A 16,465-nucleotide genomic window follows, 5' to 3' on the forward strand; every position below is an offset into this window, starting at 1 on the left:
CAGGCCCGGCGGTGGGAGCCCAAGAAGCTGCGCCATCGCCTGTTCGCCATCCCCGCCACCCTCGCCCGGAGCGGCCGGCGCGTCATCCTGCACGTCTCGGATCGCCAACCATGGGTCGACACCGTGGTCGCCGCAGTCGGCGTGCTGCGGGGCCTGCCCGCCCCCGCGGGATAGCCCCCGGTATGCACCTTGACCGCCCACCATCTGAAAGAACCCCACGGCCCGGACAGCCCGACCCCCGCAGCGACATGCGGCGAACCGTCGCACCCGCCTGCCAGAATCAATGCTCAGTTCGACGACACAGCCGCCGAACCCCCACCCAGCAGCCACCCATGAAAAATCGAGGTTAAGGCGCAGGGCCCGGAGAATGAGGGCGGGGATGAGGGGATGGCCGAGGGATGGGAGGGGGAGACGCTCCACAGCCGGAACACGAATATGAGCCTTCGGTGAGGTCCTAATCAGGAAATCCTCAACCAGACTAGACATCGTCCCTTGCACAATGGCGAGATGTTTTCCCCCTAGGGCACTTGCTGAGAAGAGGCCGTCCACATGAGTGGATCCCAAAGGCAAGACCGCTGGGATGAGGGTCCGCTCACCGGTGTTTGCTGCCATAGTCCGCCATGCAATCCGGTAGTGATTCCGGGCGGGGTCGCCGTCCCAGTGGGTGTAGTCGCGATCATACTTGGCACGGTCACCGGCGGGCTTGTAGGCCGTGGCGGGGATGGCGTCGGCGGCGAGGTGCTCCAGATCAATGGGCGACCAGTCCTTGTTGCTCTTGAGTGTCTTGTTTGGTGCCTGATACATCGGATCTCCGACGAACATGTGCGGGCCCTGGAGGATCACCTCATCCCAGCTGTCGGGCACCCCCCACCTCTGCACGAAGTAGCCCTTGGTGCGGTCGTTCTTCTCATGCCAACCTGCCGAAAAGCGCAGCCTGAGTGACCTCATGCGGTCGGCGTGGGCCAGTCTTGTCAGCACATCGGCCACCTCCCGATTCACCGTGTACACCATCCGGGTCCGCCTGATGGGGGTGACCGGCGATTCCAGCAGATCACGCCAGACAGTGAGCGTCTCATCGGTGACCCGCTGGATACGCGACCGGTGCGGGCGAGTGTCCCAGTGCCCCTGATACTTGAATCCCGGCTCGTCGCCATCCCCATTGTGCCGGTACGAGTTTATTACAGTATCGGGGTGGTACAAGTCGATGGCTTGATCGAAAGACACATTTCGCGAGCCCCCGTAGACGTGAACTCCATAGGTCACCAAGTGGTGAACCTCTGAGAACAATCTCATCTCATTCACGAACTGCCAGTGGCGTCTCAAGCGAACATACGTGTTCTCACGAAGTAGTCCTGCTTTCTCATCCGTGAAGTGCGTTTCAGGGTGCAGCAGTGAGCTGATGCCATAATGGGACTGGTGACTCCATACCTGTGACATGAAACACCGGTACAGATCGGGTTGGAGGCCCTCGAGCACCGGATAGTTCGTGGGATCGCCGACATATCCCGCGAGCCCCACCGTGTCGCCCGCGCCGTCGAGGACCTCGTCGGCCATGCCGGGAACCCGAAGCGTTTTCTCGCGCCTCTGCTTCCGGGCTGATTCCGAGGGCTTGTGGGCCAGCATCCACCAGGGGTCGCCCTCGGCCAGGAGGGCGTCCACGTCCAGAATCGGCCTCACCCACGGCGGATTTCCGAGCTGCAGGTCGAAACCACCGCACCCGAACACGGTGGCGAAGTCGAGTTGCCAGTGGAAGAACCCCTGCTGGCGGGCCACACGTTCACACACCGCCAGCCATGGATGCTCGCTCACAAGTCCTGAGACATGCGCTACCGCTCCGGCGCCCGCGAGCTCGAAGCTCTCCTGGGATGCCAGAGCTTCCCAAGCATTGGCCGGGGCCAGAGCCTCCGCCCCACTCGCCGAAGTAGTGCGATCCTTCTTGCGACGCGTCCCAAGAATTAGTTCACAGACGACGAGCCACTCGTCACACTCTGGCGGCTTCACATCCGTAGTGAGAGGCCAGAACCACAGCGCACACCAGGCGTCCATGATCAGTCGGAGCCGCTGGTAGGCGCCGTCGGGATCGGCGAGACTCTCCTCGATCTGCTCACGGGTCACATAGCTGTCGGGTGAGTCATCGGGCTCCTGGCCCCAGAGCGGGATGGTGCGCCTGGTCTGCTGCTCGGCGACCAACAACCGCCGGTAGGCCATGATCCACAGCTCCTCGACCTGGTAGCCGAGATCAACCAGCCGGTCGACCTCCTTCTTGCTGAGCTTGCCGGTGGCACGGCGCCGCCAGGCCTTGATCTCCCTGACCCGGTCGGGGGCCAGGTTCTTCGCCTCTTTGGACTCTGCGGTCGAGCCCCATCCGGCGGCGGGCATCAGCCAGTGCGGAATCCTGCCGGCAGCGTCCGTGAGCTCGTCCGAGTCGTGCTGCACGCGGGCGGCGATGTCGGTGAGTGGCACATCGGTGGGTGGGGCGGTCAGCCATGACTTGTCCATGATCTGACTGCGCCGATACACCGCCCGCCGGGCCCCGATCAGTGAGTTGCCGCGGCGCAGATGGAGCCCGAACCATGGCGCCTGCAGCCCTTTGGCCATCGAGGAGAGCCACAGGGTGATCTCTGCGAACTCCACGGCGGTGGCGTTGAGATCGACCCCGTACACCTGGTGCAGGGCGATGGAGGCCTTGACCTTCTGCAGTTCGGCCGGGTAGTCGTCCGGGTCGAGCACCACCTCCGGCCCGAGCTCCTTCTTCTTGCGGTCCAGGTACTGCTGGGCGAGCTGGTTGACGGCCTCAATGGCGAAGGCCCCCGACCCCATTGCGGGCTCGCAGATCGTGAGATTCAGGATGTCGTCGGCCGGCGTCGTCTCCCCGTCCTGGTCGAGCAGCTCTGCCAGGGCCTGGCCGACCGTGAACTTCGTGAGCGACTCTGGGGTGTAGAAGGAGGCCGACTGCTGGCGCTCCCGGCCCGAGAGCCGGAAGACAAACTCGCCTTTGGAGTAGCGGCGCGGCACCCGTTCCCCGGTGTCGGGATCCTCGATGCGGACGAAGTCCTTCGGGTCGATGTCGTCGGCGCGATCGATCGGCACCACCCAGGAACCCTTGGCCGGGTTCCCATCGTGGGCCACCTCGTACAGCTCCTCAGAGGCGAAGAAGCCGGTGTAGCTCATCAGCCCCTCGTAGACCGAGCCCAGCTGGTTGATGCCGAGCTCGACATAACTGATGAAGCCCCGTTCGCGCCCCTTGGACTCCTTGGTGAGCAGCAGCCGCGAGAGTACTTTCTGGAGGGCCTCATTGCCCAGGCCCACCTGGTCGATGAGGGCGGTGGCCTCTGGGCGGAACAGGTCGGCGCGAAGGCTGTGGAACTGCAGGCCCTGATCGATGGGCTGGTCGGCGTCCAGCTGGCCGTCCGGGAGTTGTAGGCCATCGTGTCCCTTGTCGATGAGCCGGAACAGCACCCCGAGGGAGTCGTGAATATGGGTGCCCTGGCGGGCCCGCTGGCTGGTGAGCCTCACCTGGAGCAGGTCGCGCAGCCGATCCACCGAGTAGCCGGCGTCGTACTCCGGGGCGCCGACCGGCAGGATGCCGAGCTGCGGGGAGGCCTCGGCATAGAGCAGGAAGAGGATTCGGTACAGGAACCGCAGGGCCTGCTGGGCGAGAGACTGGGCCTGGTCATCGGGCAACGGCGTAAGACCCTGGGCGCGGCGGCGGGCGACCACCTCGTTGGCGATGATCTCGATGCTGGTGCGGACTCCCTCACGCAGATCCTCGGAGACGCCGGCGGTGTGCCGTGAGGAGTCCTCCAGGGTTCCGGACCACCAGATGGCGCCGTCGGGATCGGGGGCGAGGGACTGGGCGTCGATACAGGTCAGGGCGGTGTCGAGTTCGCCGGCGCGTTTCGTCTCGTTGCGCTCCAGAACGGTCTGCAGGTCGACGCCGAGGTAGCGGCCCTGCTGGAACCGGGACCCCTCGGTGACCACCAGCCACCGGCCAGCCATCACCAGAGCGAAGGAGGCGGCCGGCCCGTCACCACGGGGGGCAAAGATCTCGGAGAGGGCCTGCGAGACGGAGACCAGCGGCTCCCCCTCCTCGAGGGGAGTCCAGGCCGTCAACAGGGTCGGGGCCTTCTTGATGAACAGGTCCTCCAAGGTCTGGACCGGTGCCGCCTCGACGATGGCCAGCGGGGTCTCGGCGAGTCCGCGGGCGCCATAGCGTCGGACTGGCGTGTCCCCCTCCTGGTGGAACTCGCCGGTCTGGTAGCCGAGCTTTTTCCGCAGTGCTTTGTAGAGATCCGCGGCGGCGTCCCGCACGTCGTCATCGACCAGGGTCGGCTGCTGCTGTGGCCCGGTGGCGTCGCCGTTGGTGAGCGTCTCCCCGCTGGTGGCGTCCGGGTAGAGGGCACTCATCGCGGCCAGCAGCTCGCCGCGCGCGGCGGTGAGCCGGGACCGCGAGGTGGGCTCCTCGGCGGCGTCCCACTCCTTGCGGCGATCCACCACCCGCCTGTGGAACGTCTCGTTGGCGGCGTCGGAGGTGAAGTAGTGCTCGCTGATCCAGTCCTCCACCACACGGAGGGCATCACTGCTGGCCATCACTCACCATCTCCGCTCTGCGTTGTGGCGGTGCCCACCGGGGTGTCTGCCGGCACCACGACCAGGAGGGGGCGGACCAGGCGACGGTCGGGTGCCATCTGGGCGATGAGCGCTCGCTCGCGCTCGACGTCGACCCTGCGCCGTTTCATGGAGCCGCGAAGCGGAAGCTGTTCGGCCTGCGCCGACCAGTTGTCCACCTGCTGGTTCCAGCCCTGGACGCGCTGTTCGGCGTCCTGCTGGGTGGCCCGGGAGACCTGCCCAAGGTAATCGCCCGCCCGCCTCACCGCCTGCGGAATGAGTTCCTGGAGGGCGCCGAGATTGGCGACCGGTCCGGGGTTGTTGAGCTGTTGCCCGAATCCGACATCCCGCAGCATCGCAGCGCTGGAGGGCGCCGGGTCGACCACCGGCTGGAACTCGTCGGGGTCGAAGATCACCGACATCCAGACCGCCGAGATCACCTGGCCGCGCTTGTTGGTGATGGTTCCGACCAGCAGCACCGTCGGGTGTATGACGCTTCCCCGCACGGCGAAGATCTCATTGCGTGACAGGGCCGACAGGCAGCGGTCGGCCGCCCAGTCGAGCACCGGATGGAGAGGCCCGAGGTAATGGGCCTCCGGCCAGGATGAACCGCTCTCGTCGTTGAGGGAGTTCTTGAGGAGGCGGTCGGCCTCCTGCCGGGTGGTGGCCAGAGTCATGGACGACAGCACGTGGCGTTGCGTGAGGTAGGAGTCCGGCAGCACCTCGAGGCGGGTCCTGAGATCGGGCGGTGGGACGAACCGCACCAAGTGCTCCTCGGAGAACCTCTGCCAGGAGATCCCTCCGGTGCCACCGTCGCCGGGGGCCTGACTCTGATTGCCGTCGTAGGCGTCGGCGACGGCCTCGCTGAGGAAGTCCACCGAGGTGCGGTAGAGCGGATCGGCCTCCGGTTCCGGCGTGGTGTCGGCCTGAGGACCGGGCTGGGAGCCGATCATGTCGAGGAATGCGGCCAGCGACTGGTGCGGGTCGGCGGCGAGATCATCGACATCCTGGACGACGGCGTCAACATCCCGGTTGTGGGCCAGCACGTCACGGATAGTGTTCTCCTCCGCAGCCACGGAGTACTCACCCATCAGGGAGGCGGCGTCGCCCAGGGCCTTGTGCGCCTGCTCCTCCTTCTCGAGAAGCCGGGTCAGCACGTGGACATCACCGGTCCAGGATTCGGTACTCGGCTCGAGCAGGAGGGTGGTGATCTGTGGGCGGTGCCGCTGGCCGTAGCGGTCGATGCGGCCATTGCGCTGCTCGATGCGAATGAGGGACCACGGAATGTCGTAGTGGATGAGCTGATGGCACTGGAGGTGCAGGTTGACTCCCTCGGAGGCGACATCGCCGGTGACCAGGACGCGGATCGGAGAGCCGGACTGTTTGAAGCTCTCGACGACCTCCTGCTGCTCGATGTCGGTCATGCCGCCGTGGAGGACCCGCACCTGGTCGTCGGCGAGCTTGAGGTCCTTGATGAGCTTCCTGCGGAGCCAGTGGAGGGTGGGGACTCGTTCGGAGAAGACGACGGCCCGCTCGGAAGAGCGTCGGCCGATGGAGATCGATCGCAGGTAGCCCACCAGGGCGTCGTACTTCGCAGAGTGGTCGAAGGCGGCGTCGTTGAGATCCTGGAGGGTGGCGAGGGCCCTGATCTCTGCGGGGCCGGGGAGATTCTCGTTGTTCTTGCCGGAGGGGTTCAGCCGGCTGGCGATGGTCTCGCTCAGAGCCGCCGGGGAGGAGAGAAAGGCCTTGGCGAGAGTCCAGGGGAACAGGCTGGTCCGTCCCGTGTAGGGCGAGGTGCCGGAGGCGGGGTGGAGCCAGGTGTCGGCGAGCTCGGCGGCGACGGCGTCCTCGGCGGGAGAAGCGGCAATGAGCCTGTTGTCCATCGGCTGACGCTCAGCCCACTCCCCTCCCACGACGCTGGCGACCTCCTCGGAGTTGCGGTGGCGCCGGACGACGAGACTGGCGAGATCGTCCTTGTTGAGCTCTCCGGTCGGGGAGACCGCGGTGGGCTCCAGGAGCCGGATGAGTTCGGCGAAGGAGTCGGGGTTGCCGTTGTGCGGGGTGGCCGAGGCGAGGATGAGGGCGTCGGTGTTGGGGGCGAGGACGTTGGCCAGGTGGTTGTTCTTGGACGACGAGTTGGTGACATTGTGCGACTCGTCGATCACGACCGCGTCCCAGTGGTGGTGGCGCAGGTCGTGGGCGAAGCGGTCCTGCTTGAGGGTGTCGATCGAGATGATGACCCGCTTGTAGAAGGTGAAGGGATTGCGGTTGGCGGGGATCCTCTGACGGACCCGCTGGACGCCCAGGGAGTCCAGGCGCACGAAGGGGATGTCGAAGCGGCACCACATCTCGTTCTGGGTCTGCTCCAGGACGTGACGAGGGCACACGATGAGGATCCGCTCACCTCGTCCACGCCGGATGAGCTCGGACAGGATCATGCCGATCTCAAGGGTCTTGCCGAGCCCGACGGCGTCTGCCAGGAGGATTCTTGTGCGGAGGCGGGACGGATCGAGAGCCTTCTCAACGGCCGAGATCTGGTACGGCAGGGAGTCAGCGAGAGCTCCCCTGGCGACCGTCAGACTGGGGTCGCTGAGAGGGGTGGACGTGGACCTGATCGTCGACTCGAGCCAGAGGCGAGCCTTGCGGTAGTGGGAGGAGCCGTCGGCAATGACCTTGGCGTCATGGGGATCCAGCGCGGTGGCGGCGGTGTCGATCGAGGGATAGAAGCTCGCGGTGGTGCCGCGAACCAGTTCGGAGGTGCCGATGACATGGAGGAGCTGGCCGTCAGAGGTCTGGTCGACGGCGGTGACCAGCCACTCCTCATCCCGGACCAGGACAATTGAGCCCGGCGCGACATTGAGGTCGGTGGCGACGGTCATATGGCTGCAACTCCCCTGTGCACAACGCTGTCAGACACGTGTGAGCATAGTAGAGAGGCTCGGAGTGGGCGTCCTGGGACAAGCGCAACCGCTCAGCTGGCGGCCGTGCCGGTGGACTGATGCGTCAACGCGCGGGACGATGCTTGCCGACATCCTTGAGTCCCAGAAGCGACAGCGACACCGTGCCACCAAGGCGCTGTCGGACATCGTCGCCGATGCCCAGGCCTTCGGTGACTACGACCATCCCAACCGTTAGAAACGAGCACACCCATGGCGCGCATCAGATCCTTCGAGCCCTCGGCCCAAGACGTGAAGCGGCATCCGACTGAAGTCGACTGTCAGTACCAGTCCTTCCTGGACAACGGCGTCCGGCTCCTCCATCTGAGCACCTTCGGTTCAGACCACCGGTCCAGCCGACCGAAGTCGAGCCAGAGCATGCAACTGGACGCGCGGAGCGCCGCAGAACTCATTACCATCATCAAGAACGCATTCCCGGAGCTCAGGAATCTGTAGCCCGGCCTCGATCTTCCAGGTGTCGGTGACTCTCGCGCCCCAGATCCGGCCCAAGGCAACCGGAGCCCTGACATCAGTCCCGACGCTGGCGACTGGTCTCGAGAGTATGAGCCAGATCGCCGATGGACGCCAGCAACTGGTGGGGCGGTAGCGACAGGTCCAAGGTGTGCGCGAACAACCGGATCCCGGCGCGCCGAACCCTGTACTGGCGAGACTCCTCGTTGCCCTTGGCGTAGATGAGGTGGCCGACCGGCAGACCCAGCACCGTGCAGTAGGCCAACAGCTGGTAGAGGTCGGCGTTGGGGAATCCGGCGGGCTTCTCGGCCTTGTACTTGGCATCGGCGACGACCACCGGCCGGTGGGCCTCCAACCAGACGAAATCGGGCAGGACGTCGATCTGTTCCTCGTCGTCCAGGTAGGTGTCGTAGCGCCGCGAGTGCCCGCCGAAGGGTGTCAGCGCCTCGGCCAGGGCGACGGTGACGAAGTCCTCGAAGATCCGTGCCATCGAGAACAGGTAGCCGGTCACCCTCACTTGACCGACCCGCTGCTCAAACGACCTTCCAGCCAGGATCAGTTCGGCGATCTCCAACCCGGGCTGGTACCGCGCATTGAGGCGGCTCGGCGTCCACCTCGGGATGGCCGGGGAGGTCGAGGCTGGCGTGACGTCGGCGAGCTGGAAGCGCAGACGTTGCAGCGCGGCCCGCTGTGTGGGCCTGGTCGTCGGTATCCTCAACAGTCGCACGGCGGCCGCCAGCAGGATCTGATTCTCGGGGATGTCGACCGTGAACTCGTCGAAGCGCACTTCGAGGGGGATGGTGCGGCCCCAGTGATGGCGCAGCTGGTCGGCCTCCCGGATCCGCCCGCGCAGCACCGGCAGGCTGGTCTCCACCTCGCGGTATCCCTTCAGCAGCCCCTGATCCAGGGCCCTGCCGGCCAGCTGGATGAACGCCGTCGTCAGAGCCTGCGGAAGGTTGTCCTCGGGGTCGAGGCTGACGATCTCTTGGCGCCAGAATCGCGGATGGCGGGCGTATCCCATGAGGAAGATCAGCCGGTTCATGGTGATCTTCGGCTGAATGATCACCTGCTGGTCGGCCGCCTCCACCACGCCGATGTGCGTCCCAGCGGTCACCTCCCAGACGCCGGGCTGGGCCGTGCGGACACACCGCGCGATCTGAGTGCCGTTGAGGGCGTCGGCCACTGCACTCGACAGATCGACGAGGCGGGCCGGGGCCCCCTCACGCAGGATCAGGGGCGTCGTCATCGCTGTCCCGCCTGCCCTGAGCTTTCCTGGCGACCTGGGCGCGGATGGCGTCAAGCCCGTACCGGGAGGCGACGTCGGTGCCGTCTCCGTAGTGATGCTCCTCCAGCAGCGGGAGGATCGCGGTGCGCCAGGCGCGTTCCAGCCCACCGTCGGCGTGGACGGCGTCGCGCATGAAGTAGGAGGGACCGATCCTGAAGTCAGGGTCGTCGATCCGGCTGTTGAGTTCGTCGAGCAGATCCGCGACACCGGCGTCCCTTCCGGTGGCCGCCAACCAGCGCCGCAGGACGTCTCGCACCGGTGGTTCGCTCGGGTGCAGGGAGACGAATGCGAAGCGCCGTCGCATTGCCGCGTCGACCAGGGCGATGGATCGGTCGGCGGTATTCATGGTGCCGATGATGAAGACATTCTCGGGAAGGGTGAAGCCGATGTCGTCGTCGGTGGCGTAGAGCAGGTCGACGTTCTGGTCGCGGTACTCGAGCAGGAAGTAGAGCTCGCCGAAGATCTTGGCGAGGTTGCCCCGATTGATCTCGTCAATGATGAGAACGTACGGAACCCCGGGATTCTCGCGCGCGGCGTCAACGGTCTTGCGGAACGGTCCGGGGCGCAGTTCGAAGGTGCCCGCCGATGTGGGCCGGTATCCCTCGAAGAAGTCCTCGTAGGAGTACGCCGGATGGAACTGGACCAGGCGGACATTGTCGCCGGCCAGGTGTTCGGCCAGTGCTTGGGCGATGTACGTCTTCCCGGTGCCAGGCGGGCCGTAGAAGATGAGCTGAGGGCGGTCGCGCAGCAACTCGATGCATTCCTCGAGCCATGCTCGGTCGACGTTGAGGGATTCAGCGAGAGAGTCGGTGGCGTCAGGTAGCACGAGTTGTGGGCGTGGCGGCACAGAGTCCGCGAGTGGCGCACCCTCACCGTCGGGCGCGGATGCGGCGAGCAGGGGCTCGAGGACGTCGAGCTGCTGAGTCATCTCAATGACGTCGTACTGCTGTCTGAACCGCGCGGTGACGTCCTTGGGAAGCTTGGCGTAGTCAACGCCGTCGACCTGCCACTCCGCGGTGCGACGAAGCCTCGACGCACCGTCGACGGACCTCACGTACTCGGCGTCTCCCGTGATGGTCCCCAGGAAGAGTCGGCCCTGGCTGGTGGTGGTGACCAGGTCGCCGACCTTCATGCGGGTGAGGAAGTTGTGGAAGTCGTCGACCTTCGCGGCCTTGGCGGAGTAGGCCGACTGGGAGAAGTCGTCCTCGACGATGCTCTTGAGGTCCTGCCGTGAGATGCCGGGCTCGACCCGCCGGAGCTTGCTGGCCCTGATGGAGACGTAGCCGTCGTGCCGCCAGGACTCGGTGAGATCGTGGCCGTCGACGGCAGACCCCTTGACGAGCCAAGCGCGCCTGGGCGCCGGGTTGAGGATTCCCCTGTCCTCCAGAAAGTCCCGGAAATCTGCGGTTCGCAGACGCTGGGACTCACTGGCGATGCCAGCGGAGTCGAACACAACACCCTCCGCTTCAAGCGCCTCCCGCTGGGTCTGCTGACGGCCGTCCGGCCAGTGAAAGTTCGGGGACGGCTTGCCGGTCTGCGGGATGACACGGTGGGCAGCGTCGGCCGTGCTGCTCCACAGTGCATTCGAGATCGCACCGTCGTCGGTACCGGTCACCCCGGCCAGGTCGCCGCAAGTCGTCCACGTGCCCTGGTCGATGAAGTCCAGTGCCGCGTCCAGAATCCGTTTGAACTCAGACCCGCCATGGCGATTCGCCTTCGCCCACTCCTGATAGGCCTGACTCGATACCGCGGCGAGGCCTTCTCCGCCCTTCGGATGAGACGCCAATGCCGCACGACCGGCGTCCGTGATCTCCCAGCCGGCATTAGTCTTCGTGATCCATCCCGCAATCTTCATGTCGGTGCTGAGCCAGGCCAGGCGAGTGAAGCCTCTGCAGATCGCGTCACCGTCCTTGGCGAACGCCGCCTCATATGGGGTGAGCTCAACCCGGTCCTTCACATGGGCAAGCACCTTGGCACGGGGTAGCCGACCGCCGTCATCGGCAAGCACCTGGAGGGCGGCCCGGATGAGCAGGTCGCTGCGAACGGGTTCGTGAGACGTCTCTGTCATGGTGTGTCCTTCGGCCGACTACGACACCATTCATACCGGACGAGGCCGACATCCGAGACCGCAGAGAACTCCGTGCGAGCCGAACTCCCGCGATCCTGGGCGAAAGATCACGGTACGATACCACCATCTCGCAGGGGAATCCCTGTGCCTGAGCGTCAGGAGTGGCCGTGGACAGCGAAATCCAACTGATCAATGATGGAGACGGTGTGGCGGTCATCGGAGACCCGACAACCGTCCAGACATTCCTTGATTCAGCAGGACTGCCTTCCAGAGACCTCGGACTGCAACGGCTCAAGTCTGCTCTCAACACCGGGGCCGGAGTCGCACAGGCTGGCTCAGAGATCGCCGCCAACTCGGGACGTTGGGTGAAGCTCACCGAGAAGTCGGCAAAAGCCCTCAAGCAGAACACCTTGATGAAGGGATCTGAGCGGAATGTGAGTCGTGCCGTCCTGACAAAGGACGGGAAGATCAAGGGGCTGCTCGAGATCTCGAGGACGCCCGGCGCCATGCTGACGAACCCGGCGATACTGGCCGGAGCAGCAGGGATCATGGCGCAGATGGCCATGCAGCAGACCATGGACGAGATCACCGACTACCTCGCCAAGATCGACGAGAAAGTCGACGATGTGCTCCACGCCCTGAATGACGCCGAGCTCGCGAAGGTAACCGGAGCAGGTTTCATGATCGAGGAGGCTCTCACCATTCACGAGCATGTCGGACTGGTCTCCGGGGTCACATGGTCGAAGATGCAGGGAACGTCAGAAACGATCGCGGTGGCCGAGGCCTACGCGCTACGTCGGCTCGATGCGCTGGCTGAGAAGTTGGAGAGCAAGACCAAGGTCGACGAGCTCGCCAAGACGTCCAGGACAGTGGAGTCCGATGCTCGCAAATGGCTCACCGTGCTGGCGCGCTGCTTCCAGCTCCAGGACGGAATCTCCATTCTGGAGCTCGACCGGGTGCTGGACTCCTCTCCCGAGGATCTCGACCGACACCGTCTGGGTCTGAACACCGCTCGCAAGAAGCGACAGGATCTCATTCTGCAGACCACCGATCGCCTTCTGGATCGCATGACTGCAGCTGCCGAGAGGGCCAACACGAAGGTGATACTGCACCCGAGGCTGTCTCATGACGTGGTGGATTCCAGCAATCATGTAGCGACCGGAATCTCTGAGTTCCAGGAGCAACTCGGGATCACGCATGACCTCCTGGAACTGGAAGCGCGTCCGTGGATGGACGCGGTCGTTGAGCTGAAGGACGACGCTCTTGAGACCGGGGTTCAAGGTGTCGATGCCGCCAAGCGCTTCGGCAGCACGGCTCTCGGTCGTGCCAGATCGGTGACGGACAGGCTCTCCAGCACGGTTGCCGAACGGACCCTGCGTCGGGGCGGCGACAGCGACGACAGCGATCCGCGGGACTGACTGTCATGCTTCAAGACCTCCACGACCGCGTCGTGGCCTCGCGACCGACCGCCGAGATGACCCTGGCCCACGAGGCCGGCACCGTCATCTCCCACATGCTCGGCGACGGCAGATCGGTGATCCTCCCCGAGGTCACGATCTACACCGCCGAGGCCGCCGAGGAACTTCGTTCCAGGATCGCGGACAACCCTATTGACGGTGCGGATGTGAGTCAGTGGGACAAGCTCGACCGCCAGCTTCAGGGCGCTTCCCGCGAGGCCGTGCTCCTCGCCGCCGAGCTGGTCTTCCTGCGGGAACACCCACTGCGCTCGGCTCTGCCGACAACGCAACGGGCCCATGTCGAGCGAGTGCTCGCCCATCTCGACGTCCCCGTGCCCATTCCCGAACCCATGTCCGGATGGCTGGCTCGCCCGGCAGGAAAGACTGGGCTCACCGTGGGAATGTCGTACCACGGCCACGTGTGGAAGCACCTTCCGTGGCTCTCGCAGTTCGTGATCCACTGGTGCGGGCTGACCGACCCCGAACGCGAGGCTGCTCGCAACGATCCGTGGATCCTGCAGCACGCCATGATCAATTCCGGGGAAGACCGGTCCGACATCCGCAACGTCCTTCAGTTCCTCGCGCGGCCCGACGAGTTCGAACCCATCGCGTCGGCCGACATGAAGAAGAAGATCCGCAATGGCCTCGCCGATCGAATCGACGACTCCTCGGGCGACGACCCGGCGGCGATCGACCGCGATCTGTTCCAGATCCGCGCCGCACTGGCCCAGGACCGCGCAGAACCGTTCCAGTTCTGGACTCCCGGCGTGGAGGAACTCTGGAAGGCAGCCCCCACTGACTCGGCATCATCGGCGTCCGACAGCACCGATCTGAATGAGCCCCGCACTCGCCACTACTGGATCTACTCTCCCGGCGCACAGGCTTCGCAATGGCCGGAGTTCTCAACGAACGGGATGATGGGAATCGCATGGGATGAGCTCGGCGATTTCTCGGCATACCCCAACCGCGAGTCGATCAGACAGCGGCTCGACCCCCAGGGAACGCATGGATCGATGACGAACGATGTCCTCGCAGTGTGGCAGTTCCAGAATGAGATAGCAGTGGGCGACATCGTCTACGCCAAGCACGGGAAGAGCACACTCATCGGCCGAGGCGAGGTCACCTCTGACGCGCGGTACGAGCCCGAGCGCGATTCCTTCAAGAACGTCCGCTCTGTGAGCTGGGATCACATCGGATCCTGGGAGCACCCCGGCAACGCTGTCTTGAAGACACTCACCGACATCACCCCCTATCACGACTACGTCGACAACTTGGAGGAGGTCTTCGCCGACGAGTCCGAACCGGAGGAGGCCGTCGTGGTCACTCCTCTCCCCCGCTATGACAAGACGGCCTTCCTCAACGAGGTGTACCTCTCCGAGGAGCGCTACGACCGGCTGCGCAGGCTGCTCACACGAAAGAAGAATGTCATCCTCGCCGGCCCTCCCGGGGTGGGGAAGACCTACGCGGCCAAACGCCTGGCGTACTCCATCATCGGCGCCAAGGATCCCAGCCGGGTCCAGATGGTCCAGTTCCACCAGAGTTACTCCTACGAGGACTTCATGATGGGATACCGACCCACCGAGTCCGGCGGATTCACCCTCACCGAGGGGCCGTTCTACCGATTCTGCGACAGAGCCCGTGCCGACGATCCGGACCGGCCGTACTTCTTCATCATCGACGAGATCAACCGCGGCAACATCTCCAAGATATTCGGCGAACTACTCATGCTCATCGAAGCAGACAAGCGTGGCCAGGAACTGCGCCTGCTTTACAAGAATGAGACCTTCTCGGTTCCTCCGAATGTGTACATCATCGGCATGATGAACACCGCGGACCGCAGCCTCGCCGTCCTGGACTATGCCTTGCGACGCCGCTTCGGATTCTTCCAGATGGACCCCGGCTTCAGCTCCTCGGGATTCATGCGGTGGCAGCGCCAGGTCGACAGTCCAGCCCTCGACCATCTCGTGGCAGACATCATCGACCTCAACGCGGCGATCGCCGAGGATCCTGCGCTCGGATCCGGGTTCATGATCGGTCACAGCTTCCTCTGCCGCCCCACCAGCGCCGACGACGGATGGCTGGGATCCGTGGTCGAGGACGAACTCATTCCCCTGCTCGACGAGTACTGGTTCGATGAGCCGGCCAGAGCCCAGGAGTGGGCGGAAAGACTCCGGAATGCGGCGTCATGACCGACCATTCCATCGTCATCCGGAATGTCTACATCATGCTGGCCTATGCCTTCGGTGCGCTGCGCAGCACGGACAGTGACCCCATCAGTGGCGAGCGGTTCGAACACCTCCACGACCTGCTCGGGGAGATCCTCGTCCAGGGAGTCGGCGCCCAGGTGAAGCGCGGGCTGTACCGCGAGTACCGACGCCATCGCGACGAGCTGTCGACGGTACGCGGCCGAATCGACATCGGTCGCACCGTGGCGACTCTTTCGGTCACCCGCGGCCGGCTCGCGTGTCAGTTCGACGAGTACGATCCCGACACCCCGCACAACCGGGTCCTGAAGTCGGTGATCGTCCTGCTCATCCGCCATGGTGACGTCGCCCCCACGCGCAGGGCGGCGCTGCGGCGTCTGCTCCCCTATCTGGACGCCGTCACGCTGATCGCACCGACCTCGATCCGATGGAGCGCCCTCAGCTACCACCGTGCGAATGCGCGCTACCGGCTCCTCATCGGGGTGTGCGAGTTGATCGTGAAGGGGCTGCTGCCCACCGAGGAGTCCGGCGCCACCGAACTCGCCGCATGGTTCTCCGAGGACGCCATGAGCCATCTCTACGAGAAGTTCCTGCGCGAGTACTACGCCTTCCACCACCCGGAGCTCTCACCGAGGGCCGCAGCCGTCGGCTGGGACTACGACGAGGAGAGTGCCCGCGGCGTCGAACAGCTCCCCGCGATGCGGACCGACGTCACGCTGCGCAGCGGACCTCGCACTCTCATCATCGACGCCAAGTACTACGGCGAATCGATGCAGTCAGGCAGGTGGGGCAAGGCGACCGTCCGCTCAGACCACCTGTATCAAGTACTGGCTTACGTGAAGAATGCCGATGTGATGCGGGACGGCTCCGTGAGCGGGCTGCTGCTCTACGCGGGGACCGACGCCCCTGATCAGCCCGGACTCGATGTCGTGGTGCAGGGGAACCGGATCGGGGCGCGATCACTCGACCTCAACCGGGAATGGCTTTCTATCCGGGCCCAGCTGGAGGGGATCACCGCCTGGCTTGGGGACTGAGGGTCCCTGCGGGTTGTGCTGCGCCCGGGCGTGACCGCGCTCTCCCGACTGTCTCACGTGAGCGCTCGGCCTCACCCCCCGGGCACCAGATCCTGTCTCTGTTGGTGCTCGTTCCCATCCCCATGGCTCTCCTCCTCCTCGTCGGCCCCTCGGCCGTGAACATTTCACTCGCGGAACCCGGCCCGCAGCATCCCGGGCGTCACACACCGCCCTTTGGCGAGTGATGCGTTCACCCAGATGCCAACCACAGCGAGCACACGAGCCACCGGAGCCCCGAAGCACCTACGGGCGGGCTCACCCGGGAGCGCTCGGAAGCTTGAGGGAGTTCCCGACACACGCCGGGAGGCCCCGAACCCACCCGCGCAGATCTCACCCCACCACCCGACTTAAACACTGTTCAAT

At 65.0% G+C, this 16,465-nt stretch carries 6 protein-coding genes and 2 pseudogenes; 4 read left to right on the top strand and 4 right to left on the bottom strand.

Going from position 1 to position 16,465, the window contains the following annotated elements; all coding sequences use genetic code 11:
- Positions 1 to 174: pseudogene (locus H590_RS19455) on the top strand (IS1380 family transposase); the annotation flags it as partial.
- A gap of 171 nt (positions 175 to 345) precedes the next feature.
- On the opposite strand, the pseudogene H590_RS19195 reads toward H590_RS19455, so the two are convergent.
- The 4 genes and pseudogenes from H590_RS19195 to H590_RS16550 form a co-directional block, all read right to left on the bottom strand.
- A pseudogene (locus H590_RS19195) lies at positions 346 to 4,590 on the bottom strand (DNA methyltransferase family protein); the annotation flags it as partial.
- On the bottom strand, positions 4,590 to 7,487 hold the full coding sequence (locus tag H590_RS0112015) for a helicase-related protein (protein WP_028703729.1): 2,898 nt from the start codon (positions 7,485 to 7,487) through the stop codon (positions 4,590 to 4,592). The pseudogene H590_RS19195 and the gene H590_RS0112015, both read right to left, overlap by 1 nt.
- A 586-nt stretch (positions 7,488 to 8,073) precedes the next feature.
- Positions 8,074 to 9,261, bottom strand: coding sequence for an McrC family protein (locus H590_RS0112030; RefSeq protein ID WP_028703731.1), 1,188 nt, complete (start codon positions 9,259 to 9,261; stop codon positions 8,074 to 8,076).
- Complete coding sequence (locus tag H590_RS16550; RefSeq protein ID WP_051238587.1) at positions 9,236 to 11,368, bottom strand: AAA family ATPase; 2,133 nt, start codon at positions 11,366 to 11,368, stop codon at positions 9,236 to 9,238. Before H590_RS16550 ends, H590_RS0112030 begins: the two co-directional genes overlap by 26 nt.
- Positions 11,369 to 11,535: 167 nt before the next feature.
- Between H590_RS16550 and H590_RS0112040 the strand changes: the two genes are divergently transcribed.
- The 3 genes from H590_RS0112040 to mcrC are packed head-to-tail and all read left to right on the top strand — an operon-like array spanning position 11,536 to position 16,063.
- Positions 11,536 to 12,786 (top strand): hypothetical protein, encoded by a 1,251-nt coding sequence (locus H590_RS0112040; protein WP_028703732.1) that lies wholly within the window; start codon positions 11,536 to 11,538, stop codon positions 12,784 to 12,786.
- A 5-nt stretch (positions 12,787 to 12,791) separates the two neighbouring features.
- The gene (locus tag H590_RS17455) at positions 12,792 to 15,014 is read left to right on the top strand and encodes an AAA family ATPase (protein ID WP_036982314.1); all 2,223 of its coding nucleotides are present in this window, start codon (positions 12,792 to 12,794) and stop codon (positions 15,012 to 15,014) included.
- Positions 15,011 to 16,063 (top strand): 5-methylcytosine-specific restriction endonuclease system specificity protein McrC, encoded by a 1,053-nt coding sequence (gene mcrC, locus H590_RS0112050; RefSeq protein ID WP_028703734.1) that lies wholly within the window; start codon positions 15,011 to 15,013, stop codon positions 16,061 to 16,063. The genes H590_RS17455 and mcrC overlap by 4 nt, the downstream gene beginning before the upstream one ends.
- Positions 16,064 to 16,465 lie beyond the last annotated feature (402 nt).

Source organism: Acidipropionibacterium jensenii DSM 20535, assembly GCF_000425285.1.
Taxonomy (GTDB): Bacteria; Actinomycetota; Actinomycetes; order Propionibacteriales; family Propionibacteriaceae; genus Acidipropionibacterium; species Acidipropionibacterium jensenii.